20 protein-coding genes are annotated in these 24,111 nt (G+C 68.8%); 9 read left to right on the top strand and 11 right to left on the bottom strand.

Annotation, left to right across the window (positions count from 1 at the left end):
• Nucleotides 1-302 precede the first annotated feature (302 nt).
• Nucleotides 303-1,619, top strand: a complete 1,317-nt coding sequence (locus QE393_RS09465; protein ID WP_405046239.1) for an APC family permease — start codon at nucleotides 303-305, stop codon at nucleotides 1,617-1,619.
• Here the strand turns inward: QE393_RS09465 and QE393_RS09460 are convergent.
• Nucleotides 1,616-4,702: an ATP-binding protein gene (locus QE393_RS09460; protein WP_310043153.1), complete on the bottom strand. Its 3,087-nt coding sequence runs from the start codon at nucleotides 4,700-4,702 to the stop codon at nucleotides 1,616-1,618. The genes QE393_RS09465 and QE393_RS09460 overlap by 4 nt on opposite strands.
• Nucleotides 4,703-4,927: 225 nt before the next feature.
• Here QE393_RS09460 and QE393_RS09455 point away from each other — a divergent pair, with 225 nt between their 5' ends.
• Nucleotides 4,928-6,547: a methyl-accepting chemotaxis protein gene (locus tag QE393_RS09455; protein ID WP_273806288.1), complete on the top strand. Its 1,620-nt coding sequence runs from the start codon at nucleotides 4,928-4,930 to the stop codon at nucleotides 6,545-6,547.
• Nucleotides 6,548-6,702: 155 nt separating this feature from the next.
• Entirely contained in the window at nucleotides 6,703-7,011 is a 309-nt protein-coding gene (locus QE393_RS09450) for a hypothetical protein (protein WP_310043150.1), read from the top strand.
• Here QE393_RS09450 and QE393_RS09445 read toward each other — a convergent pair.
• A complete protein-coding gene (locus QE393_RS09445; protein ID WP_273806290.1) occupies nucleotides 7,008-7,928 on the bottom strand; it encodes a GGDEF domain-containing protein in 921 nt (306 codons plus the stop codon). The genes QE393_RS09450 and QE393_RS09445 overlap by 4 nt on opposite strands.
• Nucleotides 7,929-8,196: 268 nt before the next feature.
• Here QE393_RS09445 and QE393_RS09440 point away from each other — a divergent pair, with 268 nt between their 5' ends.
• The 3 genes from QE393_RS09440 (at nucleotide 8,197) to QE393_RS09430 (ending at nucleotide 11,348) form a co-directional block, all read left to right on the top strand.
• Nucleotides 8,197-9,669, top strand: a complete 1,473-nt coding sequence (locus tag QE393_RS09440) for an iron-containing redox enzyme family protein (RefSeq protein ID WP_310043148.1) — start codon at nucleotides 8,197-8,199, stop codon at nucleotides 9,667-9,669.
• Nucleotides 9,670-9,739: 70 nt separating this feature from the next.
• Nucleotides 9,740-10,702, top strand: a complete 963-nt coding sequence (locus tag QE393_RS09435) for a class I SAM-dependent methyltransferase (protein ID WP_310045622.1) — start codon at nucleotides 9,740-9,742, stop codon at nucleotides 10,700-10,702.
• A gap of 67 nt (nucleotides 10,703-10,769) precedes the next feature.
• The gene (locus QE393_RS09430) at nucleotides 10,770-11,348 is read left to right on the top strand and encodes a glutathione S-transferase N-terminal domain-containing protein (RefSeq protein WP_310043146.1); all 579 of its coding nucleotides are present in this window, start codon (nucleotides 10,770-10,772) and stop codon (nucleotides 11,346-11,348) included.
• A 48-nt stretch (nucleotides 11,349-11,396) separates the two neighbouring features.
• On the opposite strand, the gene QE393_RS09425 is transcribed toward QE393_RS09430, so the two are convergent.
• From QE393_RS09425 to QE393_RS09405, 5 genes are read right to left on the bottom strand one after another with little or no spacing between them, the layout of a single operon-like run.
• The gene (locus QE393_RS09425; RefSeq protein WP_273806293.1) at nucleotides 11,397-12,461 is read right to left on the bottom strand and encodes a 2,3-butanediol dehydrogenase; all 1,065 of its coding nucleotides are present in this window, start codon (nucleotides 12,459-12,461) and stop codon (nucleotides 11,397-11,399) included.
• Nucleotides 12,462-12,473: 12 nt separating this feature from the next.
• A complete protein-coding gene (locus QE393_RS09420; protein ID WP_310043145.1) occupies nucleotides 12,474-13,595 on the bottom strand; it encodes an acetoin dehydrogenase dihydrolipoyllysine-residue acetyltransferase subunit in 1,122 nt (373 codons plus the stop codon).
• On the bottom strand, nucleotides 13,592-14,611 hold the full coding sequence (locus QE393_RS09415) for an alpha-ketoacid dehydrogenase subunit beta (protein ID WP_310043144.1): 1,020 nt from the start codon (nucleotides 14,609-14,611) through the stop codon (nucleotides 13,592-13,594). The genes QE393_RS09420 and QE393_RS09415 overlap by 4 nt, the downstream gene beginning before the upstream one ends.
• Nucleotides 14,612-14,636: 25 nt before the next feature.
• Nucleotides 14,637-15,614: a thiamine pyrophosphate-dependent dehydrogenase E1 component subunit alpha gene (locus QE393_RS09410; RefSeq protein WP_273806296.1), complete on the bottom strand. Its 978-nt coding sequence runs from the start codon at nucleotides 15,612-15,614 to the stop codon at nucleotides 14,637-14,639.
• 1 nt (nucleotide 15,615) lies between these two features.
• Nucleotides 15,616-16,665 carry an NAD(+)/NADH kinase gene (locus QE393_RS09405; RefSeq protein WP_310043143.1) on the bottom strand — a complete coding sequence of 350 codons (1,050 nt, stop codon included), beginning with the start codon at nucleotides 16,663-16,665 and terminating at the stop codon, nucleotides 15,616-15,618.
• 364 nt (nucleotides 16,666-17,029) lie between these two features.
• Between QE393_RS09405 and QE393_RS09400 the strand changes: the two genes are divergently transcribed.
• A complete protein-coding gene (locus QE393_RS09400; protein ID WP_310043140.1) occupies nucleotides 17,030-18,913 on the top strand; it encodes a sigma-54-dependent Fis family transcriptional regulator in 1,884 nt (627 codons plus the stop codon).
• Nucleotides 18,914-19,082: 169 nt separating this feature from the next.
• Nucleotides 19,083-20,054: an SDR family oxidoreductase gene (locus tag QE393_RS09395; protein WP_273806299.1), complete on the top strand. Its 972-nt coding sequence runs from the start codon at nucleotides 19,083-19,085 to the stop codon at nucleotides 20,052-20,054.
• Between the two features lie 16 nt (nucleotides 20,055-20,070).
• Here QE393_RS09395 and QE393_RS09390 read toward each other — a convergent pair whose 3' ends face one another.
• Nucleotides 20,071-20,361, bottom strand: coding sequence for a hypothetical protein (locus QE393_RS09390; protein WP_273806300.1), 291 nt, complete (start codon nucleotides 20,359-20,361; stop codon nucleotides 20,071-20,073).
• A gap of 366 nt (nucleotides 20,362-20,727) precedes the next feature.
• On the opposite strand from QE393_RS09390, the gene QE393_RS09385 reads away from it, so the two are divergent.
• On the top strand, nucleotides 20,728-21,009 hold the full coding sequence (locus tag QE393_RS09385; RefSeq protein WP_310043139.1) for a hypothetical protein: 282 nt from the start codon (nucleotides 20,728-20,730) through the stop codon (nucleotides 21,007-21,009).
• Nucleotides 21,010-21,018: 9 nt separating this feature from the next.
• Here QE393_RS09385 and QE393_RS09380 read toward each other — a convergent pair whose 3' ends face one another.
• From QE393_RS09380 to QE393_RS09370, 3 genes are read right to left on the bottom strand one after another with little or no spacing between them, the layout of a single operon-like run.
• Nucleotides 21,019-21,333, bottom strand: a complete 315-nt coding sequence (locus QE393_RS09380) for a hypothetical protein (protein ID WP_273806302.1) — start codon at nucleotides 21,331-21,333, stop codon at nucleotides 21,019-21,021.
• Nucleotides 21,330-22,682, bottom strand: coding sequence for an acyclic terpene utilization AtuA family protein (locus tag QE393_RS09375; RefSeq protein WP_310043138.1), 1,353 nt, complete (start codon nucleotides 22,680-22,682; stop codon nucleotides 21,330-21,332). Before QE393_RS09375 ends, QE393_RS09380 begins: the two co-directional genes overlap by 4 nt.
• Entirely contained in the window at nucleotides 22,683-23,993 is a 1,311-nt protein-coding gene (locus QE393_RS09370) for a citrate:proton symporter (RefSeq protein WP_310043136.1), read from the bottom strand.
• Nucleotides 23,994-24,111 lie beyond the last annotated feature (118 nt).

Here is a 24,111-nt window from a genome sequence, read left to right as displayed (position 1 = left end):
TTGCCGCTGATCGGCAAGCTGAGCGGCAGGAACGGCCTGGGTACCGCCCGGATTGCGGCTGCGACCAAGCGAAACGGCCATGGCGCAGAGGTCGCCGGGATAGAGCGGGGCAGGGGCGGCGGCCCACCGCAGCGGCTGGCGCGCGGCGGTTGTCCGGCGCCGATGAAACGACCCTTCGCGGCAGTGGAGGCGCGAGGATACCCCGGAACCCGCTTGCCGTCGTCGACCTCTACGAAGGCAAGCGGCGGCTCTCGCGACCGCCAGACCCCTTCCCGAACGGACCGCGCAGGAGCACTTCAAGCATGGCCATGGAATCCTCCCCTGCAACCGCTACGCTCAAACGCGCCATCACCCTGCCCATGCTGCTGTTCTTCATCCTCGGCGACGTCCTGGGCGCGGGTGTCTATGCCCTGGCGGGCACCATCGCCGGGCGGGTCGGCGGTGCCATCTGGGCGCCCTTGCTAGTGGCCTTGCTGTTCGCCCTGCTGACCGCGGCTTCCTATGCCGAGCTGGTCACCAAGTACCCCAGGGCGGGGGGCGCGGCGGTGTTCGCCGAGCGAGCGTTCGGGCGGCCCTGGCTGTCCTTCCTGGTGGGCTTCTCGATGCTGGCCGCCGGGGTTACCAGCGCGGCAGGGTTGGCGGTGGCCTTTGCCGGTGGCTATCTGCAGGCACTGGTGCCCTGGCCCGCCAGTTGGGTCTGCCTGGCCTTCCTGGTGCTCATCGGCCTGCTCAACGCCCGGGGCATCAAGGAATCGCTGTCGGTCAATCTGGTGATGACCCTGATCGAGCTGTCAGGCCTGGTGATCGTCGTCGCGGCGGCGGCCTGGTTCGTCGTCCAGGGACAGGGCGAGCCGGCGCGGCTACTGGAGGTGGACGCGCCCTCGGCCACCGTGGCCATCCTCGGTGCCTCGCTGCTGGCCTTCTATTCCTTCGTCGGCTTCGAGACCTCGGCCAATCTGGCGGAAGAGGTGCGTGACGTCAGCCGCGTCTATCCGCGAGCGCTGTTCGGCGCCCTGGTCATCGCCGGCATCGTCTACATGCTGGTGGGCGCCGGCGCCGCCCTGGTGCTGCCGGTCAACCAGCTCAAGGCGTCGGGCGCACCGCTGATGGACGTGCTCGGTGCCTCGGGCCTGGGGGTGCCGACCCGGGTGTTCGCCGTCATCGCCCTCATCGCCGTGGCCAACGGCGCACTGCTGACCATGATCATGGCCAGCCGCCTGGCCTATGGCATGGCCCGCCAGGGCCTGCTGCCGCCGGTGCTCGGCCGGGTGCTGCCCCGGCGGCAGACCCCCGGAGTCGCCATCCTCGCCACCACTGCGGTGGCCATCGCCCTGACCTATACCAGTACCCTGGATGTACTGGCCGAAACCGTGGTGCTACTGCTCCTGGTGGTCTTCATCAGCACCAACCTGGCCGTGCTGGTGCTCAAGCGCGACCGGGTCGAGCATGCGCATTTCCGCGTCCACTGGCTCTTTCCGGTATTGGCCCTGGGTTCCTGTGCGCTGCTGCTGGCCCAGCAGGGCGCCGCGACCTGGTGGCGCGCCGGGCTGATGCTGCTGGTGGGCGTAGCGCTCTATGGCCTGAGGCGCCTGGCCGGTTCGCGCCCGGTCAACGCCTAGGCGCCCACCAGGGCGTAAAGGGTCTGCATGTCGGCTGGCTTGGTCAGGTGATGATCGAAGCCGGCCGCCAGGGCTTCGGCCTGGTCCTGGGCCTGGCCCCAGCCGGTCATGGCGATCAGCCTGACCGCCTGGCCGGCCGGGGTCGCGCGGATCGCCCGGGCCAGCTGGTGACCGGTCAGGCCCGGCATGCCGATGTCGGAGATGACGATCTCGGGGCCATAGCTGTGGAACAGGGTCAGGGCTTGCTGGCCATCGTAGGCGACCCGCACTTCGTGGCCATCCAGCTCGAGGAGTTCGGCGATGGTGTCGGCGATGTCGGGGTTGTCGTCGGCGACCAGGATCCGGCGGGTGGCGGGCGCTGCCGAGGCGGCGGCCACGGCCTCCCGCGCGCTGGCGGGCGGCGCCAGCGTCAGCGGCAGGCTCACGGTGAAGCGGCTGCCCTGACCCAGGCCGGCGCTGGTCACGGTAATGTCGCCGCCCTGCAACCGCGCCAGTTCGCGGGAAAGGGCCAGGCCGATGCCCAGCCCGGGCGAGCGCTCGGCAAGGCGCGGATCGATCTGACCGAACATCTGGAACAGGTCCGCCAGGCGCTCGGGGGCGATGCCGATGCCGTTGTCGGCGATGTCCACCCGCACCTCGGTATCGCTCGCCTGCACGGCGAGGGTGATCCGTCCCCCTGCCGGGGTGTAACGGGCGGCGTTGCCCAGCAGGTTGATGAAGATCTGCTCCAGGCGCAGCGGATCGGCATGCAGCCAGAGGGGCGCCTCGGGCAATTGCAGCGCGAAGGTCTGGCGCTTGTCCTGCATGGGCGCCAGGGTCGCCTCGGCGGCTGACTGGAGTACCGTCTGCAGGGTGACGAAGGCGTTGTGCAGGGTGATGCGGCCAAAGGTGATGCGCGAGATGTCCAGCAGATCATCGAGCAGGGCGCCCATGCGTTGCACCTGCCGCTCGATGGTCTGGCAACTGCGCTGCCGCTGTTCGGCCGAGGCCTGGGGCGCGGCGATCAGCGCCGCCGCCTGGCGAATGGGGGCCAGCGGATTGCGCAATTCATGGGCCAGCACGGCGAGGAATTCGTCCTTTTGCCGGTCGTTGTCGCGTAGCTGTTGCTCCTGGCGCTTGCGCTCGCTGATGTCGAGAAACCAGACCGCCACGTTGCCGTCGAAGGGGGTGGCGCTGATCTGCAGCCAGCAACTGGCGCCACTGGCATCGGCACCTTGCACTTCGACGGACCAGGCCGCCTCGCCGGCCTGGTGCTCCGCACAGAGCTGCAGGATCCGCGCACTGGCCCAGGGCAGACGGGCGTTCGCAACGCTGCTGTCGAGGCCCAGGGTGGTGGCGCCTATGGGGTTGAGATAGTCCCAGCTGAAGGCGCCCGCGGTCGTGGGCACGGCGATGCCGAAGGAGACCTGGGAGCTTTCCAGGGCCACCCGCAGCCGACGTTGCGAACGCAGGGCGGCCTCCTGGAGACGGGCGCGGTCGATCACCAGCACCGCCTTGGAGGCGCACAGGTCGGCCAGGCGCTGCTGGCGCGGCGTGGGCTCGCGGGCCTCCGGCAGGTGGACGGTGATGGCGCCGAGCGTGCCGTGCAGGGTACTGCGCAGGGGCACGGCATGCAGGGCGGCGAAGCCCAGGCGGTGGCCCAGGGCGGCCAGGGCGGCGAACCCGGGTGCGGTCGCCAGCGCCGGCACCACCACCCGGGCATCGCTGCGCAGCACGGCGGCACAGGCGCTTTCCGCCAGTGGCAGGGTGACCAGCTGCGCCTGATCTTCCGCCGAGAAGCCGGCCGCGAAATACAGCTGCGGCGGCTTGCCGTCTTCCAGCAGCGAGACGCAGCCCAGGGACGTCTGGTGGAAGCGACAGAGGACCGCGAGGATCTCCTGCAATTGCTGCGGCAGCGAGGGCAACTGCAGCAGACGATGATTGAGCCGCTGCAGGACCTCCAGGTCGGCGACCTGCAGTTGCAGCTGCTCCTGGCTCAGCTGCAGGCTGCGCAGATAGTCGTCGCGTTCCTCTTCGATCAGCCGGCGGGCTTCGGCAGCGGTCAGCAGCGCTTCGCCCACCTGGCGGATCTCCAGCACGTCGCTGTCGGGCAGCGCCGGCGGCAGGCGCTGCCCCAGGGCCTGGGCCGCCTCCTGCAGCGCCTGCACCGGCCGGCTGATCCGCCGCGACAGCAGCAGGGCCACCGCCCAGGCGAAGACCACCGACAGCACCAGGCCGCCGCCATAGAGCGCGAAGGAGCGATTGGCGGCTGCGGCCACCTCTTCGGTGGGGATCGCCGTGGTCACGGTCCAGCCGGAATCGGGCAGGCGCACGAAGGCCGTATAGACCTGGTGGCCTTCCCGGGTACGGGCGGTACCGACGCCTTCTTCGCCGGGCTGGGCCAGGATCTCGGCCAGACCTGGCAGGGCCGGCTCGCCCAAGCTTTCCTCGTGCAGGCTGGTACGGGCGATGCGCAGGCCATGGCGATCGAATACCGAGCCCACCCAGTCCCTGGGCAGGGCGCGGGCCATGCGCGCCGCCCGGATGCTCTCCGGTGTCATCACCGCGGTCAGCACGAAATTCAGCCGACCTTCGCGCAGCACCGGGACCCGGATCGGAAAGGCCAGCAGCCCGGCGGGTCCGCGGCCCAGTTGCCCGATCACCGGCCGGCGCTGGGCGAGCACCTCGGCAAAGCTGTCCGGTTCGGCGAGAGGCCCACCAGCGGGCCGGTGGACGCTCGATATCCGCCGGACGACCTGGCCCTCCGGCGTGGCCAGCAGCACCGTTCGCCAACCGGGCACCAGCGGCAGGATGCGCCCGACCAGGGTGTCGAAATCGCTCAGGTCACCCGTCCGCAACAGGGGCGACTCGGCCAGCGCCTGGAGAATGGTCACCGAACGGCGCAATTCGCTTTCGATGATGGTGGCGGCCTGGCGACTGGACTCCAGGGCTCGCTGTTCGGCTTCGTGCTGCTGGTGCTGGACGAGCAGCCAGAGCCCCAGGCCGGCTACCAGTGCCAGGGGCACGATTCCGGCGAAGGCAATGGCCAGCAGGCGATTGCGCAAGGGGACCAGACGCGCAGGGCGAAGCTTCGTCGGCAGCATGGAGATTTCGATTGAGGAAAAGGCTCATTCTAGCCTGACTGCACATGGCAATTTGCCAGGGCGGCGGTTGCTCGTCAGCCAGGTGCATCCTCCTGGAGCCCGCGTCGGCTCTAGCCTGCAGCTTCTGGCAGGTATGCCTTTGATCGCCGATGGGTGGCTATTCAGGGAGTAACGGTAGCGCCGACCAGAAGGGATGAATATGCCTTTTCTGCCTGGAGTCGCGCCATGCGTACCCTGAAATTGTCGGCCCGTTCGGCCGTGTGCTTTGCCGCCGTTACCCTGTTGCTGCTGGTGCTGGCGTTTACCTCGGCCGTGGGCCTCAACGGGCTGTACAAAGCCGAGCAGGATGTCGAGACCAACTGGATGGCCAGCATCGCCCAGACGGCGAAGATAGACTCCCTCGTTCTCAGGCTGCGTCTGGAGACCCTGCGCATGGTGGCTTCGGAAGACGAGCAGATGAAGCAGACCGCCGCCGCGACCATTGCCCAGGCGCGCGGCCATCTGCAGCAGGAGGTAGCGGCCTACCAGGCGCTGGTCGCTTCGCCCGAGGAGCAGCGGTTGGCCGACGCCGTGTCCGCCGGCGTCAAGGCCTACGATGCGCGCCTCGACGAGATCGTCACCCTCGCCCGGACCCGTCCGGCCAGCGAAGGGACCGCCTTCGTCAATGCCAACATCCGTCCGCTGACCAACGACCTGCAAGAGAAGATCGTGGCCCTGGCTGACTTCAACCAGCGCGGCGCCAAGCAGGCCGGCGAACTGGCGACCCAGACCTACAGCCATAACCTCTGGCTGCTCGGGATCATCTCCGCCGTGGCCGTGGTGCTCACCGTGGTGCTGGCCGTGCTCTACACCCGCAGCATCCTGCAGCCGCTGCGCCAGGTGCTGGCCATCAATCGGCGGATTGCCGAGGGTGATCTGCGGGTCGAGGCCCAGGCCACCGGCCGCGACGAAATGGCCGACCTGATGCGTGCCACGGTGCAGATGCAGCAGACCCTGCGCGACACCGTCAGCCACATCGGCGAGGCCTCGACGCAGCTGGCGTCTGCCGCCGAAGAGATGAATGCCGTGACCGACGAGGCCAGCCGCGGCCTGCAACGCCAGAATGGCGAGGTGGAGCAGGCTGCCGCGGCGGTCAACGAGATGACCGCCGCCGTCGAAGAGGTGGCGCGCAACGCCGCCTCGGCCTCGACGTCCGCGCAACAGTCGGAGCGCTCGACCGGTCTGGGCGCGGCCCGCGTCACCGAGACCGTCAATGCCATCCATTCGCTGACCGGCACCGTGTCCCACACCAGCGAGCAGATCGTCGCCCTGGCCGGGCAGGCGCAAGGCATCGCCACCGTGGTCGACGTGATCCGCGGCATCGCCGAGCAGACCAATTTGCTGGCGCTGAACGCCGCCATCGAGGCCGCCCGCGCCGGGGAGCAGGGCCGCGGTTTCGCCGTGGTCGCCGACGAGGTGCGTGCCCTGGCCCACAGGACCCAGGAATCCACCCGCGAGATCGAGCAGATGATCGGCGGCATCCAGAGCGGTTCGGAAGGCGCTGTCCTGGCCATGCAACGCAGCCGCGACGAGGCTACCGCCACCCTGAAGATCGCCAACGAAGCGGGCGCGGCCCTGGAGGAGATCGCTCGCTCCATCACCGAGATCAACGAGCGCAATTTCCTTATCGCCACGGCCTCGGAGGAACAGGCTCAGGTCGCCCGGTCGGTGGACCAGAATCTGGTCAGCATCCGCGATCTGTCGATCCAGACCTCGGCCGGTGCCCACCAGACCGCCGCCGCCGCCCATGAGGTCTCGCGCCTGGCGGTGGACATGAATCGCCTGGTCGGCCGCTTCTCGGTCTGAGCCGACTGAACTGTGGTGAAAGGCCCTGCCGAGAGCGCCTCGGCAGGGCCTTTGCGTTTCTGGCGTGTGGGCAGGCACGCTGGGCCGTGACCAAGGGACGGGAACCCGCCCGGGGGCCCAGGGGGTCTGCAACCCAATACGCAGGAGAGATGGCCATGTACCTCATCCAGTTGCTGCTACCCCTGAACGACAATGACGGCCAGCGCCTGTCCGGGGCGCTGTTCCAGGAGGTGCGCGAGGAGCTGGTCGCGCGCTTCGGCGGGCTGACCGCCTTCAGCCGGGTACCGGTGGAGGGCCTGTGCCAGGACGAGGCGCAGCGCGTCGAGGACGACGAGCTGCTGGTCTACGAGGTCATGACCGAGGCCCTGGATCGAGCCTGGTGGAAAGGCTATCGGCACCGTCTGGAAACGGCCTTTCGCCAGCGCGAGATAATGATCCGCGCCCAGCCGACGGAGCGGCTCTAGCCGTCCGCCAGCACCACCCGGGCCCGCCCGGCGCGCTTGGCCTGGTACAGGGCGCCATCGGCGCGGCGGATCAGTTCGTGGACGTTGAGGCTGCCGGCGGCGCCGTGGGCGATGCCAATGGAAGAGGTGGTCGCCAGGCGGATGTCCTGCAGCGTCCAGGGCTCCTGCAGGGCCAGGCAGAGGCGCTCGGCCAGGGCCAGGGCGGTGGTCGCGGGGGTGTCGCGCAGGAAGACGATGAATTCGTCTCCGCCGATCCGCCCGAGCAGATCGTCCTGGCGCAGGCAGGCGCTGACGCGGGTGACGAAGGCCACCAGCAACCGATCCCCCACCTCGTGGCCGAATTCGTCGTTGATCGCCTTGAACCTGTCCAGGTCGAGGTAGAACAGGGCGCAATCCGCCTGCGGGGAGGCGACCGCCAGGTGCCGGACGATCTGGTCGAGGATGCTGCGTCGATTGGGGATGCCGGTCAGGGCATCCAGGTAGGCCAGGGACTTGAAGCGTCTTTCGCTGTCCTGCAGGGCGGTCTCCGCCAGTTTGCGCTCGGTGACATTGCGACTGACGATGGTCAGCAGCTGGCGTCCGCCCTGGGCATCGAAGTGGGGCGTCTTGATCACTTCCCAGGTATTGATGCGTCCATCCGGCCCCATGAAGGACTTCTCGATCTGCGTGGCCACGCCGTTGCGCCAGGCGCGCTCGTCGGTCTCGATGTTGTAGGCGAAGGCCTGGGCATGATCCGGAAACAGCTCGATCAATTCAGCGTCGGTGATGCCCACGTAGTCGAAGCCGAGCATGGCGTAGGCTTCGAGCACGATGCGATTGACGAACAACCAGCGCCCGCGGCCATCCTTGGCGATGATGAATTCCTGGATCGAATCGAGGAGGGCGCGCAGATCGACGTCGGAATCGGCAGGAGACATGGGCAGGGCCTGGCAGTCGCGTGGGTTTTCAGGCTATCGGCCCGCCAGCCTGGAAAATGAGGCCCTTCGTCAGGTCACCCGTCGCCTGGCGCGGACCGCCAGCAGGCGACGTGGCGTGGAGCGGCTGCCGACGAATGGCAGTGGCCGCCAGGCGGTGCCTTTGACGGCCGCAAGCGCAGCGGCACAGTTCCGGCGCGGGTTCCGCCAGGAACCAAGGCTTTTTCTGTAGGCCGAACGAGGTATTCATCAGCTGCCAGATGTGCCCTTCATGCAGACCACGACAAGAGCCGTCACCGGCCAGTACGCCGCCCCGAACCCGCTCACCCTGCAACCGGCCAGATCGCTCTATCAGGAATTGCTGGTGGAGCACCCGGGCGTCAGGGCCCGGGAGAGGGCCCGACGCTTTCTCGACGACCAGCTGCAGGCGGTAGGCGGGATGACCGCCGACCTGCCGGAAGACCCCGTGGGCCTGGAAGCCTGGGTGCTGGAGAACAACGCCCGAGTCGGCGCCCAGTATCAAGACTATCTGGCGGCCCGCAAGGCTGGCGCGCCGCGCCGCTACTTCGGCAGCAAGGCCCATGCGCTGTACTTCCTGCGTGGCGTGGCGCCTACCAAGCTGGTCGATGGCGCCTGGCTCTATGGCACGCTCGCCCACTGGGACGACCTGCGCTATCGCGCTGCCATCCAGATCTATCTGGAAGAGCTGGGCGACGGCCAACCGGACAAGAACCATGTGGTGCTCTATCGCAAGCTGCTGGCCACTCACGGCTGCGAAGATTTCTCGCAGCTGAGCGACGATCACTATGTCCAGGGCGCGATTCAGTTGGCCCTGGCCCATAGCGCCGATCACTACCTCCCCGAGGTGCTCGGCTTCAACCTGGGTTACGAGCAGTTGCCGCTGCACCTGCTGATCACCTCCTACGAGCTCAACGAGCTGGGTATCGACCCCTATTACTTCACGCTGCATGTCACGGTCGACAATGCCGGCACCGGTCATGCGCGCAAGGCGCTGCAGGCGGTGCACGATGCCATGCCGGCCGAAGGCCGCGCCGCCTTCTACCAACGCGTGGTGCAGGGCTATCTGCTCAATAAGCTGGGCGCCGGCACCACCTCGGTGATCGCGGGCTTCGATCTGGAGCAGGCGGTGATCGAGGTGCTGGCGGAAAAGAGCACGGTTGGCCGCTATGTGCATTCCGATTATTGCCGCATCGGTGGCCGCAGCGTCAGCGACTGGCTCTGCGATCCGTCGCAGATTCCCGATTTCCTCCAGGTGATGCAGGAGCAGGGCTGGATCAAGCGTCACGAGGACCCGGTCAACAGCCGCTTCTGGCGCCTGATCCAGGGCGAGCGTGCCGAGATGTTCGGTGTCTTCACCGCCTACGAGCAGCAACTGATCCATGACTGGATCGCCGGTGACTTCGTGCACAGCGGCGCCCGGAATCAGGCTGCCGCCGAGCGAGTGGCGGTGTTGCCGCGGCGCGAGGTGAGCTTTCGTGCTCGCCAGCGCCAGCAGGAGCGCCTGTGTCCGGCGCTGGAAGCCGAGCAGGGCACGGCGGCCAATGCCAGCAAGGCCCAGGCGAGCGACTTCGATCGCGATGAGGTCGCGCTGGAGCAGCGGCTGGCCAGCCAGCCCAGTCGCGCTGCCGCCATGGCGCTGCTGGTAGAGCAGCTGTCACCGGCGCGCCATCACAGCCGTGCCGGCCTGCTGGCGACGCGGCTGTTCGTCTCCCTGTTGGGCTGACCTCTATTCAAGGACCCGCGAGGGTCCTTTTTCATTTCGACGGTCATTGAAGGAACCACCCGTGACGGCCATGGAACATCCCGAACGCACCGCGACCAGCCCGGCTGCGGCCGCTGCCCTGAAACTCCTGATCGAAACGCTGCGCGCAGCGGACTATCACTTCATCACGCCCACCCCGGCCTCTCACGCGCGGGTCAATGCCCGGCCAGGCAACGCCTGGGCGCGGGACCTGCAAGGCATCTTCGGCTGGAGCCGGCCGTTTTCCCCCGCGCTGCTGCCCGGCGCTCTGGTCGATACCCTGGCGGCAGCCGAGCTGCTGACCGCGGTGCCGGGGGGCTGGCGCAGCCAGGTGCGGGTGTCGAGCCTGGGCGACCAGTTGTTCGTGCATTCCGCCTATCCCACCGAGGACGCCGATGCGGTATTCTTTGGCCCCGACACCCATCGCTATGCCAATGCCCTGGAAGCCCAGCTGCGCTTCGAGACCGGTGCCATCCGCCGCGCCGTGGACATCGGCAGCGGTGCCGGTCCCGGCGCCATCCTGGTCGCCCTGGCGCGGCCAGATGCCGAGGTGCTGGCGGTGGACATCAACGAGCGCGCCCTGGCCCTGACCCGGACCAACGCCGAGCTGGCCGGGGCCGACAATGTCAGCGCGTGCTACAGCAATCTGCTGAGCGATGTGGCGGGCGACTTCGATTTCATCCTGTCCAATCCGCCCTATCTGGTCGATCCCGGCGAGCGTGCCTATCGCCATGGCGGCGGTCCCCTCGGGGCCGGCCTGTCCCTGGCCATCCTCGACACGGCGCTGCAGCGCCTGGCGCCGGGCGGCATCCTGCTGCTCTATACCGGCGTCGCCATGGTCGAGGGTCGCGATCCCTTCCTGGAAGAGGTGCGCGCACGTCTGGCTGGCAGTGAGGTCGCCTGGCGCTATCGCGAACTGGATCCGGACGTCTTCGGCGAGGAGCTGGAGACAGGGGTCTATGCCCATACCGATCGCATCGCCGCCGTCGTCCTCACCGTGACCCGGCCGCGCTGAGGGCGCACGGGAGCGGCTACACTGGCGGGCACCCCGGCTACCGCCCGCACCTGTCCAGGAGTCCGCCATGCAACTGCTGCTGAACCAGACCTCGCCCTATGCCCGCGCCGCGCGCGTCACCGCCCTCGAAGCCGGCTTCGGCGAGCGTCTGGAACTGGTGTGGAGCGATCCCTGGGACGAAGCTGCGCAGCTGTTGGCCGCCAATCCGGCCAACAAGGTCCCGGTCCTGATCACCGATGAGGGTGTCGCCCTCGGCGAGACCCTGCTGATCTGCGTTTATCTGCACCAGCTGGCGGGCGGCGTCCCGCTTGCGGCCGAACGCCTGCAACTGGCCGGCCTGGGCCAGGGCCTGATCGACGCCGCCTTCGGCACGGTGATCGCCCGCAAGCATGGCGGTGCGGCCCAGGATGAATCTGTGCTGGGCGCCCGCCGGCTGGCGGCCATCGAGCGCCTGCTGGCGCGCCTGGACGAGTCTTCCACGCTGGATGCGGAGGACCTCGATTTCAGCCACTACCTGGTTGCCGTCGGCCTCGACTACCTGAGCTTTCGGCTGCCGGAAATCGACTGGTCCGCGCACCTCGTGCTGGTGGCCTTTCACCAGCGGCTCCTGGCGCGTCCCAGCTTCGCCACGACAGCTTTCCAGTAAGGCAAAAAAGCCCCACGCGGCGGCCCTTGCCGACGGCGTGGGGAAGGGCTAGAGCTCGATCAGGATCTTCAGCTGGGTCCCGGCCTTGTCCAGCAGGGCTTCGAAGCCCTGTTCCACCACGTCGTCCAGCGCGATATGGCGGGTCACGACCTTCTCCGCCGGCAACTGGCCGCTGGCGATCAAGGCCGCCACCTGGGGCCACATCAGCGTCGAGTAGCACCAGGAACCCCGCAGGTCGACGTCCTTGTAGGTCAGGGTGAAGCCATCCAGCGCCGGCGGCTTGCCCTGCATCCCCACCTGAACCACCACGCCCTGGCGGCGGACCGCTTCCAAGCACAGCCCCAGGGGTGCCTCGGCGCCCACGCATTCGAAGGCCACGTCCACCCCCACGCCTCCCGCGGTCCGGGCACGGATCTCGCGCAGGACGTCGCTGCTGCCAGGATTGAGGGTAACGAGACCCTCCACCAGGCTGCGGGCCATCTCCAGGCGATTGTCGTTGAGATCCACCAGGAAGATCCGGGTGGCGCCCGCGGCCCGCGCAGCCATGACCTGCAGCTGGCCGATGGGCCCGGCACCGGCCACCAGCACGCTGTCACCCGGTTTCACGCCGCCTCTATGGGTGGCGTAGACGGTCACCGCCGTGGGCTCGATCAGCGCCGCGTGCTCGGTGCTGAGGTCATCCGGCATGGGGACGGCGTTGTAGTCCTCCACCAGGGAGTACTCGGCCATGCCGCCCCAGGGATGGGACAGGCCGATGATGGCCAGCTGTTCGCTGAGCTGGTACTGGCCGCGGCGGCCGTAGTAGTCGTCCCGTGGCGACACCATCGGCTGGATGGAGACCCGATCACCGGGTTTCACCGACGTCACCTGGCTGCCCACGGCCTCCACCACGCCGGAATATTCGTGGCCAAGGATCTGCGGCACCTGGCCGCCGGTGTAGCTGTGCGGCTCCGTGGGAATGAAGATGGGACCGCCAAGGTACTCGTGCAGGTCGGTACCGCAGATGCCACAGAACTGGTTTTTCACCAGGACCTGGGTAGGGCCCGGCTCGCCGGGGGCTGGGACGTCTTCCACCCGGATATCGCGGGCGGCGTGGAAACGGGCTGCTTTCATCGTGAGGCTCCTCTAGCGTTCGCAGCGGGGCAGGAAGGCCTGGATCAGGGCATTGACCCGGTCCGCGGCCTCCATCTGCACCATATGGCCCTGGCCTTCCAGGATCTCGACCTGGACGGTTTCGGGCAGGCCTTCGGCATGCTGGACCGGAATGATGGCGTCGGCCTTGCCCCAGATCACCAGGGCGGGCAGATCGCCTTCGAGTACCTGGCGCAGCACCTGGGCCTGCTGGCCATTGGCGAAGAGCGTGCCGGCCAGTCGATTCAGGGCCTGGTCCACGCCTTCCAGGCGCTTGTACTTGAGCAGGTCTTCCAGCAGTGGTCGGGTGACCAGGCCGGGATCGCTGAACAGCAGACTGACCGGCCCCTTGAGCTGGTTGCGGCTGGTGGCCGCGACGAAGCCTTCCAGGTAGGCGCCATTGATGTCCTGGCCCAGCCCGGCGCTGCCGATCAGCACCAGGCCGGCGACCCGCTGCGGCGCGGTCTGCGCCAGCTGCAGGGCCACGGCGCCACCCATGGAGTGGCCGACGAGCACGGCGCGGGGGATGTCCAGATGGTCGAGCAGAGCCAGCACCGCAGCGCCTAGCTCGGCCAGGTCCCCGGTGGCCAGGCCCTTGCCGGACTGGCCGTGACCGGGCAGGTCCAGGGCGATCACCCGGCGGTCGGCGGCCAGGGCCTCGTGGTTGAACAGCCAGTTGTCCAGATCGCCGGAAAAACCGTGGATCAGCACCAACGGCAGGCCGCCTGCACCGCGCTCCAGGTAGCGCAGCGGCCGGCCGTCGAGTTCGATCCGCTGGGCCTGGGGACCGGCGTCGGCGGCGTCTTCGCCACCGGGCACGAACGCCTCCTGGAAGCGCGCGATCACCGCCTCGACCTCTTCGTCGCTGGCTTCTCCCTCCACCACGATGGCCAGCAAGGCACCTACCGAAAGCGTCTCGTCCTCGCGGGCCAGGCAGCGGCGCAGGATGCCGGAGAAGGGCGCCTCGACGCTGCTGCTGATCTTGTCGGTCTCGACGTCGAGCACCTCGTCGCCCTTGGCGATGCTATCGCCTTCGGCCTTGAGCCAGGCATTGACCCGGCCTTCGCTCATGGACAGGCCCCACTTGGGCATGGTCAGGGTATGGATCTGGCTCATGCGGCCTGCCTCCCCTGGGTGATCTTCAGCACGGCGCGCTCGATCTTGGCCGCGTCGGGGATATAGAGGTCTTCCAGGGCATCGGAAAAGGGCACCGGGGTGTGCGGCGCCGTGACCAGCTGCACCGGGGCGCGCAGGTCGTCGAAGGCGTGCTCGGCAAGCAGGGCGGCGATGTCGGTGGCCACCGAGCAGCGCGGATTGGCCTCGTCGATGACCACCGCGCGGCCGGTCTTCTCGACGCTTTCCAGGATGCTGTCACGATCCAGCGGACTGGTGGTGCGCAGGTCCAGCACCTCGCAGGAGACGCCCTGGCGCGCCAGGTTGCTGGCGGCCTCCATGGCCAGGTGCACCATGCGGCCATAGGTGATGAGGCTGACGTCGTCGCCCTCACGCAGGAAGCTGGCCTCGCCGAAGGGGATGGCGTAGGACTCCTCGGGCACCTCGCCCTGCATCCCGTAGAGCAGCTTGTGCTCGCAGAAGATCACCGGGTCGTTGTCGCGGATGGCCTGGATCAGCAGGCCCTTGGCGTCATAGGGCGTGGCCGGGCAGACCACCTTGAGACCGGGGATATGGGTCCACCAGGACGTCAGCATCTGCGAATGCTGGGCGGCGGCGCGGAGGCCCGCGCCGACCATGGTGCGCAGGACCAGCGGGGTGACCGCCTTGCCGCCGAACATGTAGCGGAATTTGGCCGCCTGGTTGAGGATCTGGTCCAGGCAGCAGCCGGCGAAGTCGACGAACATCAGTTCGCACACCGGTCGGGTGCCGCGGGCGGCGGCGCCTACCGCCGCGCCAACGTAGCCGAGCTCCGACAGCGGGGTGTCCAGCACCCGCCCGGGAAACTTGTGGTAGAGGCCCTTGGTGACCCCGAGCACGCCGCCCCAGGCGTCCTGCTCGCCAGGCGCGCCGGCACCGCCGGCGTTGTCCTCGCCCATGAGGAAGACGGTAGGGTTGCGGTGCATCTCCTGTTCCAGGGCTTCGTTGATGGCTTGCTGGTAGCTGATCTTTCTGGCCATGGTGGCGCTCCTTGTTGTTTTCCGATCAGGCGTAGGTGACGTAGACGTCGGTGAGCAGGTCTTCCGGGCCGGGCTTGGGATCGGCCTTGGCCTTGCGCACGGCGTCTTCGATGAGCTGCTCCACCTCCTGGTCGATGCTGTCGAGCAGGGCGGGCTGGAGTTGGCCGGAGCGCGTCACCCGCTCGCGGAATTGCATCAGGCAGTCGCGCTGCTCCCGGGCCTGCCTGACCTCGTCGGGATCGCGGTAGGTCTGAGCGTCGCCCTCGAAGTGGCCGAAGTAGCGGGTGAACTTCACCTCGATCAGCGAGGGGCCTTCGCCGGCGCGGGCACGGGCCACGGCGGCCGCGGCGGCTTCATGGACGGCGAAGAAGTCGAAGCCGTCCACCGTCACGCCGGGCATGCCGAAGCCGGCGGCGCGATCGGCGATGTGGTCGCAGGCCACCGACCAGTTCGAGGCGGTGGCTTCGGCGTAGCCGTTGTTCTCGGCGACGAAGATGCACGGCAGATTCCACACCGAGGCCAGGTTCATGGCCTCGAACACCGCGCCCTCGTTGGAGCCGCCGTCACCGAAGAAGGCCACGGCCACCGCATCGCTGCCCTTGAGCTTGGCCGCCAGCGCGGCGCCGGCGGCCAGCGGGGCTCCGGCGCCGACGATGCCGTTAGCACCGAGCATGCCCTTTTCCAGGTCGGCGATGTGCATGGAGCCGCCCTTGCCCTGGCAGACCCCGGTCTTCTTGCCGTAGATCTCGGCCATCATGCCGTAGACGTCCACGCCCTTGGCGATGCAGTGACCGTGGCCGCGGTGGGTGGAGGCGATGCTGTCCTCGTGGCCCAGGTGGGCCATGACACCGGCGGCCGAGGCCTCCTCGCCGGCATAGAGGTGGACGAAGCCGGGAATCTCGCCGGTGGCGAATTCCACGTGCAGCCGCTCCTCGAAGGCGCGGATGGTGCGCATCACCCGGTAGGCATGGCTCAGGTTTTCGACGCTTACGGTCTCGCTCATCTTATTGTTCTCCAGGATTGCCGAGGGCCGACGCGGGCAGGCGGCTGACCAGCAGGCGCTGCTGCGCCGCCAGCTCCAGTACCCGCTCCACGTCGATGCTCAGGGGGCCATCGAGGTCCAGCGTCACCTGCGGACGCGCCTCGGGGCCGAATTCGATTTCCCGCTCGCCGTCCAGTGCCAGGGTGCCGGCGGTCAGCGACAGGGTGCGCGACTCGCCAGGTAGCAGCAGGCCACTGGCGGCGATGCCGGCCTGGGCCAGCACGCCGGGGGCGAGGGGAACGGTCAGTTGCGCCGGAGCCTCGGGCTCCAGTCGCACCCAGCCGCCCTGGGGGGCGCTACGCGCGACCGGATGCCAGAGGCCGCACAAGGCCGACAGGCCGATGGCCCAGGGCTCGGCGAAGGTAGTGAAGACCTCGGCCAGATCCTCCACCCGGGTCACCGCCCGGGCACCGATATAGGGCTGGCGACAGACCGCCACGTCCACCAGCGCCCAGTCGCGGATGCCGCGCTCGGGCACCTCCACCCGCAGCCGCTTGTTGCGCCGCAGCGCCAGCGCCGGGTCGACCCGGCCGGCCGCTACCAGGCCGCCGGCCAGCCCCGCGCTGGTGGCCTCGCGCAATTCGGGAAAGGCATTGTTGGTGCCGGTCGAGAGGGTCAGCAGCGGCAGGTCGCCCACCTCGGCGGCCACCGCCTTGTGAGTGCCATCGCCGCCGAGCACGGCGATCACCCGGGCGCCCTGAGCCAGCAGGGCCCCGGCGGCACGGCGGGTGTCGTCCACCGTTTGCGTGAGCGGCAGATCGAGAAACGCAAGCGCCGGCCAGCGCTGCTCACGGGCCTGGCGACTGCCGCTGGCCTTAAGCACGGCGGCGGCGATGCCGGTCATGTCCGGCGGCAAGAGCACCCGCTCCACGCCGGTGGCGCCAAAGGCCGCCAGCAGGCGCATCACCACCCCGGCCTTGTCGGTGCTGGAGGTCAGGGCGGCGTTGCCGGTCAGCCGGCGCAGGTCACGGCCGGAGGCCGGGTTGGGCAGGATGCCGACGGTTACGGGCATGGCTGACTCCCGAGGCCTGGGCCATCGGTCAGGGCTGCCGTGCGGCGATGCCAGGATGCGCTCATGGGTCTGGCCCTCTTGTCGTTGTCTTGGGAGCGTCGCAGAGCCCTGAGCAAGGGCGGTGCCAGGTCGCTGCAGATCCACTGCAGGCCAGCCTGGGCGCGAGTTTGCGGGGGATGCCCGGAGCCGGCTGGCAGTCGTCGACGCGCCGGGGCGTCTCAGGGTTGCGACAGGAGGGCGAGACGCTGAGACGATTCGTCTCACGGCGCGGCGGACTTGAAGGCCGGGGCCAGGGGGCGCTAAATGAAGGGCAGAACAATGACCGGCCTTCCATGCCATGACCGGAATTCAGGGAGAGACGTCCATGTTGTCTACCCAGGCCCGCTATCACGCCCGCGCCATCGACCAGGCCCTGCGCGCACCCTTGCGCGCGGCCAGTCCGCCCGGGCGCATCCTCGATTCCTGGCGCCGTTCCTTCGAGCAGTATCAGCTCGACCCGGGCTCGCTGCGGGGGCCGCGCATCCTCTCGCGCTACGAATTGCGCCAGCACCAGCAGGCGGCGGAGGACTTCCTGCGCGTCGCCGATGGCGAGCTGGGCGCCCTGCATGCGCGGGTCGAGGCGGCCGACTACTGCGTGCTGCTGGCCGATGCCCAGGGCCATACCCTGGACTACCGGGTCAGCGATCGCCTCGATGAGGAATGCCGCCGCGCCGGACTCTATCTGGGGACCTGCTGGTCCGAGCAGGAGGAGGGCACCTGCGGCGTGGCCGCAGTGCTGACCGACCGGGCGCCGGTGACGGTGCACAAGGCCGATCATTTCCGCGTGGCCTTTACCGGCCTGACCTGCACCGCCGCGCCGGTATTCGCCCCGGGTGGCGAGTTGCTCGGGGTGCTGGACGTCTCGGCGCCACGCTCGCCGGACGACCGGCGCAGTCAGTTGCTGATCCAGCAATTCACTCGCGACAGCGCCCAGCGCATCGAAAACGCCTACTTCATGCACAGCGCCCGGGGCGACTGGGTGCTCTGCGGCCACACCCAGCCCAGCTACCTGGACACCCAGCCGGAATTTCTGCTCGCCTGGGATGCCAGCGGTCGCTTGACCGGCCTGAATCGGCCGGCCCGGCAGCTCTGCCTCGCTCAGCTGGGCTACCTGCCGCAGCGCCTCGACGAGTTGTTTGGTCGCGACGCCTCGGCGCGTTTAAAGGAGGACGATCCTGAACCCCTGCGTCTGGGCGAAGCGCAGTTCCACGCCCGGGTCCGGGCGCCGCGGCCGCGCACGGGTGTGGTGATTCCCCTGGTGCGCGAAGACCTGGAGACCGAAAACGAACAGGAGCCGCGGATCAGCCAGGCGCTCGCGACCGCCCTGCGTCTCTATCGCCACGGCCTGCCGATCCTGGTGACCGGGGAGACCGGTACCGGCAAGGAGGTCTTTGCTCGCGGCCTGCATGAGGGCGGCGATCGCAGCGGGCGGTCCTTCGTCGCCCTCAATTGCGCGGCGCTGCCGGAAAGCCTGATCGAGAGCGAATTGTTCGGTCATGCCGCGGGGGCCTTTACCGGCGCCCAGCGCCAGGGGCGCGATGGCCTGATCGTGGCGGCCGATGGCGGCACCCTCTTTCTCGACGAGATCGGCGACATGCCCCTGGCCCTGCAGACGCGCCTGCTGCGGGTGCTGGCCGAGGGCGAGGTGCTGCCGGTGGGCAGCGCCCAGGCGCGGCGAGTCGATGTGCGGCTGGTCGGCGCCACCCACCGCGACCTCCAGGCGCGGGTCGCCGCCGGACTGTTTCGCCAAGACCTGCTCTATCGTCTCAATGGCGCCGTCTTTCAACTGCCACCTTTGCGCGAGCGTGCCGACCGCCTGGCGCTCGCGCGGCGGTTGCTCGAAGAGGAATGCGGCCAGCGTGCTGCGCCGGAGCTGGCGCCCCAGGCGCAGGAGGCCATCCTGGCCCATGACTGGCCGGGCAATGTGCGCGAACTGCGCAATGTGCTGCGCTACGCCTGCGCCCTGTGCGACGGCGTCCTGATCTGCCTAGATCACCTGCCGGCCAGTCTACGGCCCGCTGGCGCGTTGGCCATCGAGCCGCCACCCGCGGTCGACAGTCTCGAGCGGCGGTCGATCCTTGCCGCCCTGGTGCGGCACCGCTGGAAGGCCATTCCGACCGCCCGGGCGCTGGGGATGTCCCGGGCCACCCTCTATCGGCGGCTCAAGCTGCACGGCATCGTCATGCCGCATCGCCAGCCCGAAGACTGAGGTCTTCCGCCGAACGGTCGTGGCGCCCGGCGGCTGCCCTGGCGCGACGATCTTGGCGATCAAGCGAAGCGGTCGCCATCGGCGCGCCAGGCCCCGGTCGTCCCAGGCGGGACGTCAGTGCGGTTGGCCACGGGTCACACCTCAGACACAGACCCGAGGAAGATCCCTGATGCGTACCCTGCCACTGCTACTTGCCCTGCCTGCCGCCCTGGCCCTGTTGAACCGCACCTCGCCCCGGCGTTCCGGGCGGCCTGATCACCAGCGACTGAGCGGCCGGACCATCGTCGTCACCGGCGCCTCCAGTGGTGTCGGCCGCGGCGTGGCCCTGGCGCTGGCCCGGCACGGTGCCAACCTGGTGCTGGCAGCGCGGCGGACCGAGGCGCTGGAAGCCCTGGCGGTCGAGGTCCAGGCCCTGGGCGTAGCCGCCCTGGCAGTGCCCACCGATGTCGCCGACATGGCGCAGATGACTGCCCTGGCCGAGCAGGCCGAGCAGCGCTTCGGTCGCATCGACGGCTGGATCAACAATGCCGGTGTCGTGGCGGTGGGCCGTTTCGAGGAGATCCCGCTGGACGATCATCTGCGTCTGCTGGATACCAATGTGAAAGGCGTGGTCATCGGCACTCACCTGGCCCTGCAGCGCTTCCGTCGCCAGGGCTATGGCCGGCTGGTCAACGTGGCGTCGGTCGACGGCGAGATCCCCCACGCCTATCAGGCCTCCTATTCGGCGTCCAAGGCCGCGGTGCTCAGCCTCGGCCGGGTGCTCCAGCAGGAACTGCGGCGCGGACGCCAGCCCAACATTCAGCTGTCGACGGTGCTGCCCTGGGCGCTGGATACGCCGATCTGGGGCCATGCGGCCACCTATACCGGCCACCGTCCCGATCTGCCGACCAAGGACGCACCGGACAAGGCGGTGCAGGCCATCGTCAGGGCGCTGCTGCAACCGCAAAAGGAAATCACCGTGGGCTACAAGGCGAAGATGGCCTATTGGGGCCACCGCCTGGCGCCGGAACTCAACGAACGCTTCACCGCCAATGCGGTGCAGCGCGCCGAGATCGACTGGAATCCGGTCAAGGCCGCTACTTCGGGCAACCTGCAGCAGCCCGATCAGGCAGGCCGCACGATCCGGGGGTCGAATTTCTGAAGGTCGACCGTTTGAGCTAGTGCCAGGCTGCGTTCTGCGCCTCGTCCCTCGTTGCGGGACCGACGATGGTCAGCTCACCCTGGGACGCAAGGGCGGTCTGCAGCGCCCTGGCCAGGGCAGGCTGGGTGCAGAGCAGGGCGGTCGGGGCGATGCCGGCCAGTCTGGCGGCCAGCTCCGGCCCGTATGCGGGAGCCGCCGGGTCGAGCTCCAGCCGCGGCAGCAGCGGCAGTCCCTCCGCCAGCATGACCTGGCAATGCGCCTGCAATTCGGCGTCGGCCTCGGCGACCGACCGTTGCTGAGCTGTCACCAGGAGGATCTGAAGATGCCCGAGCGCTATCAGATGCCGGGTGGCCAGGGCGATGCGTTGGCCATGCGCTTCGGCGTGACGACAGCAGGTCGTTCGGGCAGCCAGGGCTACGCGCGCCGAGGGAGAGACCGCTGAGATGCGGTGGCGGAGAGCGGGGCGGGTATCCATGGATCGGCCTCTGCCACGACGTGGCGGTCAGGAGGCCCAGCCTGCCGGATACTGATGGCAGCTTCGTGACAGGCCTCGGCCGCGTTTTGGCCCCGGTACCCTCCCGTGACCCTGGCAGCACGCCGCGCCCCAGGCGCCTTGCGTTCTCTACCGAGGCGGCTAGCCTGAAGTGGGTGACGTTCCTTCGGGAGCCTGCAGATGAACAGGTTGCATGAACGCTTGGCCCAACTCGATCCACCCGTGCGCCATGAGCTGGAGCGGCGCAGTGACGGCCTGCTGATCACGCTCATCGAGGCCGATCACAATGTGCGGGTGTCGCGGCTGCTCAAGGCGGACGACATGCGCGCGGTCGAACAGGTGAATCTGATCCTGCTGCATGCCATCAACGAACTCAGACGCAAGGGTGCCCAGGTCCCGCTCGACAAGGACACCATCCTGCTGACGCGCTTGCCCGGCGCGGGTGTCGGCACCCCGGGTTGAGCCGTGCGGCTAGTCTTCCAGCTCCAGATCCAGCAACGCCGCGCCCAGCCCCTTGCCATGGGCATCCAGCGCCAGCGAGCGGGTGACGCCACCGCGCAGGGCGCCGGGCAGCACGAAATTCAGCGCGCCCAGGGCGGGCACTTCGTAGCGGCGCACGGGCGCGGCGTCGGCGGGCCGGCTGTCGGCGAACCAGGCGGCGACCCGTTCCGTGGTGAGCGTCCGGCGCAGGCGCTCGAAATCTTCACGGCGATAGGCGATCACCGCCATGTTCGAAATGTCTCCCTTGTCGCCGGTGCGGACGTGGGCGATCTCGCGCAGTTTCATGGCAGCGTCTCCAGGTCCAGGGTGGGGATGACGGCCGCACGCGGCCAAAGCAGCGACGCCACGGCGATGACCTCGCGGACCGCCTTGGTGGCGCCACCGCCACCGGCCGGGCCATTGGTATAGAGGGTTTCCACCTCGTTGCCGATCTGCACCGCCGCCGCGCGGGTGGCGCAGCGCCCGACCACCCGCAAGCGGACTTCCCAGGGTTCGCCGGTAGCTCGCGCGGCCAGCGTCTCGCCGTGCAGGGCGTCGCAGCCGATCAGTTCGCAGCGCAGCTCCTGAACCGGTACGCCGCAGAGTTGCAGACGCTCGCGCACCACGTCAGCCGCCAGGCGGGCGCGGGCGAGGGCACCCGGTCCGGCATAGGAAAGCTGGCCTTCGCCATGCCAGCCGTCGCGATAACCCACCGAGACCTTGAACTGCGCAGGGCGCGCCTTGCCCCGGGCTCCGCTGACCGCGACCCGGTCGGGCGCGGACTGCTGCAGGGCAACGCCGGAAAAGTCGGCGGTGACGTCCGGCGTCAGATAGGCGGCCGGGTCGTGTACCTCATAGAGCAATTGCTCGGTGCAGGTCGCCGGGGTCACGCAGCCGCCGGAACCGGCCACCTTGGTAATGGTGGCGTGGCCCTCGGCGTCCACCTCGGCCAGGGGAAAGCCCAGGCGAGCGAGGTCGGGTACGTCCTTGTAGCCGGGGTCGGCGAAGTAGCCGCCGGTGACCTGACCGGCGCATTCCAGCAGGTGGCCGACCAGGGTGCCGCGCCCGCGACGTTCCCAGTCATCCGCCGCCCAGCCGAATTCATGCACCAGCGGCGCGAGGAACAGCGAGGGATCGGCCACCCGGCCGGTGATGATGACATCGGCGTCCGCCGCCAGGGCCTGGACGATGCCTTCCACCCCCAGGTAGGCATTGGCCGAGATCACCCGGTCGCCCAGTTCGGCCAGGGTCTGGCCGCTGTCCAGCAGGGCGTCGGCGGGCAACTGGGCCAGTACGTCGTCGCCGGCTACGGCAGCGATCTTCAGCCCGGTGAGACCCAACTCGCGGGCCAGGGCCGCGACCTTGCGCGCCGCGGCGGAGGGATGGGCGGCGCCCATGTTGGTGATCACCCGCAGGCGCGGTCGCCCGGCCTGATTCAGCAGCGGCAGGATGCGCCGCATCCGTGCCTCCAGCAGCGGATCGAAACCGGCCTCGGGATCGGCCAGTCGCGCCTGTTGCGCCAGGGCGATGGTGCGTTCGGCCAGGCATTCGAACACCAGGTAGTCGAGGTGGCCATGCTCGGCCAGCTCCACGGCGGGTTCGATGCGATCACCGGAATAGCCGGCGCCGCAGCCGATGCGAAGAAGACGGCTCATCTAGAAGACTCCCAGGAGCAGGGCGGTCAGGGTCATCAGCACCGAGGCCGCGAACAGGAAGGGGATGGTGAAGCGCTGGTGATCGGCCAGGTCCAGCTTGCACAGGCCCACCAGCAGGAAGGTCGCCGGGGTCAGGGGGCTGACCGGGAAGCCGGTGGTGTGCACCCCGAGCAGCGAGGCCTGGGCCACCTGCACCGGATCGACCCCCAGGTTGCGGCCGACCTCGGCGATCACCGGCATGACGCCGAAGTAGAAGGAGTCCGGATCGAACAGCAGGCTCAGCGGCATGGACAGGAAGCCCACCACTGCCGGGATCAATTGCCCGTGGCCAGCCGGGATGCCGGCCACCGCTACCTGGGCCATGGCCTTGAGCATGCCGCTGCCCTGCATGATGCCGGTGAAGACCCCGGCGGCGAAGAGGATGCTGGCCATTGTCAGGGCGGTCTTGGCATGGGCGTCGATGCGCGCCTTCTGGGCGTCCACGGAGGGGTAGTTCAGGCACAGCGCGGCGACGGTGCCGAGCATGAACATCACCACCGGATCGACCCAGCCGGCGATCATCACGCCCATCACCACCAGGGTCAGCAGCAGGTTGATCCAGAAACGCCCGGGGCGACGCAGGGCGCGCTCGGCATCGCTGAGTACCCGCTCCGGCGCGGCACCGGCACCATCGGCATTCAGCCAGGGCGCCTGGCCGGCCAGGGTCAGGCGCTTCTCCTCGCGGCGGCCGAGCCACCAGGCACTGGCGAAGACGAAGGCCAGGCCCACCAGCTGCACCGGGATCAGCGGCTGGAACAGATCGGCCACCGGCACGTGCAGGGCGGCGGAGGAGCGCAGCACCGGCCCGGTCCAGGGCAGGAAGTTGACCCCGGCGGCCATGGCGGCCACGCAGGCGAGGATGCGCCGGTCCAGGCCCAGTCGGGTATAGAGCGGCAGCATGGCGGGGATGGTCACCAGGAAGGTCACCGCGCCGGAGCCGTCCAGGTGCACCAGCAGGGCGAGCAGGGCGCTGCCGCAGACGATGCGCGTCGGCCGGGTACCGACGGTGCGCAGGATGCGGTCGATGATGGGATCGAGCATCCCGGCGTCGGTCATGATGCCGAAGAACAGGATGGCGAAGACGAACATGCCGATCACCGGGGCGACGCCCTTGATGCCGGCGATGATGAAGGCGCTGGTGCCCAGGCCGAAGCCACCGATCAGGGCCGCGGCGATGGGAATGACGATCATGGCGACCAGGGGCGAGACGCGTTTGCTCATGACCGCGACGAGCAACGCAAGAATGGTGACGACACCGAGCAGGGCGAGCATGGCGGACTCCTTGGACCGTGGCACGGCAGGCGGGCGCACGGGAGGTTTTGTTGTTGTAGGTCCAGTATTCGAAGACGTCCGATGTCCTGTAAATTGGAATCTTCCGAAGCAGCGTTCA

Origin of the sequence: Pseudomonas sp. SORGH_AS_0211 (assembly GCF_031453455.1) — a bacterium.
Lineage (GTDB): Bacteria > Pseudomonadota > Gammaproteobacteria > Pseudomonadales > Pseudomonadaceae > Chryseomonas > Chryseomonas aestiva.
The sequence above is the reverse complement of the archived record's forward strand: the minus strand, read 5'-3'. Positions and strand labels throughout refer to the sequence as shown.

What these genes read in the sequence shown, in the direction of transcription:
- QE393_RS09465 (WP_405046239.1), top strand. Translation starts at nt 303, where the DNA reads ATGGCCATGGAATCCTCCCCTGCAACCGCTACGCTCAAACGCGCCATC.
- QE393_RS09460 (WP_310043153.1), bottom strand. Translation starts at nt 4,702, where the DNA reads ATGCTGCCGACGAAGCTTCGCCCTGCGCGTCTGGTCCCCTTGCGCAAT.
- QE393_RS09455 (WP_273806288.1), top strand. Translation starts at nt 4,928, where the DNA reads ATGCGTACCCTGAAATTGTCGGCCCGTTCGGCCGTGTGCTTTGCCGCC.
- QE393_RS09450 (WP_310043150.1), top strand. Translation starts at nt 6,703, where the DNA reads ATGTACCTCATCCAGTTGCTGCTACCCCTGAACGACAATGACGGCCAG.
- QE393_RS09445 (WP_273806290.1), bottom strand. Translation starts at nt 7,928, where the DNA reads ATGTCTCCTGCCGATTCCGACGTCGATCTGCGCGCCCTCCTCGATTCG.
- QE393_RS09440 (WP_310043148.1), top strand. Translation starts at nt 8,197, where the DNA reads ATGCAGACCACGACAAGAGCCGTCACCGGCCAGTACGCCGCCCCGAAC.
- QE393_RS09435 (WP_310045622.1), top strand. Translation starts at nt 9,740, where the DNA reads ATGGAACATCCCGAACGCACCGCGACCAGCCCGGCTGCGGCCGCTGCC.
- QE393_RS09430 (WP_310043146.1), top strand. Translation starts at nt 10,770, where the DNA reads ATGCAACTGCTGCTGAACCAGACCTCGCCCTATGCCCGCGCCGCGCGC.
- QE393_RS09425 (WP_273806293.1), bottom strand. Translation starts at nt 12,461, where the DNA reads ATGAAAGCAGCCCGTTTCCACGCCGCCCGCGATATCCGGGTGGAAGAC.
- QE393_RS09420 (WP_310043145.1), bottom strand. Translation starts at nt 13,595, where the DNA reads ATGAGCCAGATCCATACCCTGACCATGCCCAAGTGGGGCCTGTCCATG.
- QE393_RS09415 (WP_310043144.1), bottom strand. Translation starts at nt 14,611, where the DNA reads ATGGCCAGAAAGATCAGCTACCAGCAAGCCATCAACGAAGCCCTGGAA.
- QE393_RS09410 (WP_273806296.1), bottom strand. Translation starts at nt 15,614, where the DNA reads ATGAGCGAGACCGTAAGCGTCGAAAACCTGAGCCATGCCTACCGGGTG.
- QE393_RS09405 (WP_310043143.1), bottom strand. Translation starts at nt 16,665, where the DNA reads ATGCCCGTAACCGTCGGCATCCTGCCCAACCCGGCCTCCGGCCGTGAC.
- QE393_RS09400 (WP_310043140.1), top strand. Translation starts at nt 17,030, where the DNA reads ATGTTGTCTACCCAGGCCCGCTATCACGCCCGCGCCATCGACCAGGCC.
- QE393_RS09395 (WP_273806299.1), top strand. Translation starts at nt 19,083, where the DNA reads ATGCGTACCCTGCCACTGCTACTTGCCCTGCCTGCCGCCCTGGCCCTG.
- QE393_RS09385 (WP_310043139.1), top strand. Translation starts at nt 20,728, where the DNA reads ATGAACAGGTTGCATGAACGCTTGGCCCAACTCGATCCACCCGTGCGC.
- QE393_RS09380 (WP_273806302.1), bottom strand. Translation starts at nt 21,333, where the DNA reads ATGAAACTGCGCGAGATCGCCCACGTCCGCACCGGCGACAAGGGAGAC.
- QE393_RS09375 (WP_310043138.1), bottom strand. Translation starts at nt 22,682, where the DNA reads ATGAGCCGTCTTCTTCGCATCGGCTGCGGCGCCGGCTATTCCGGTGAT.
- QE393_RS09370 (WP_310043136.1), bottom strand. Translation starts at nt 23,993, where the DNA reads ATGCTCGCCCTGCTCGGTGTCGTCACCATTCTTGCGTTGCTCGTCGCG.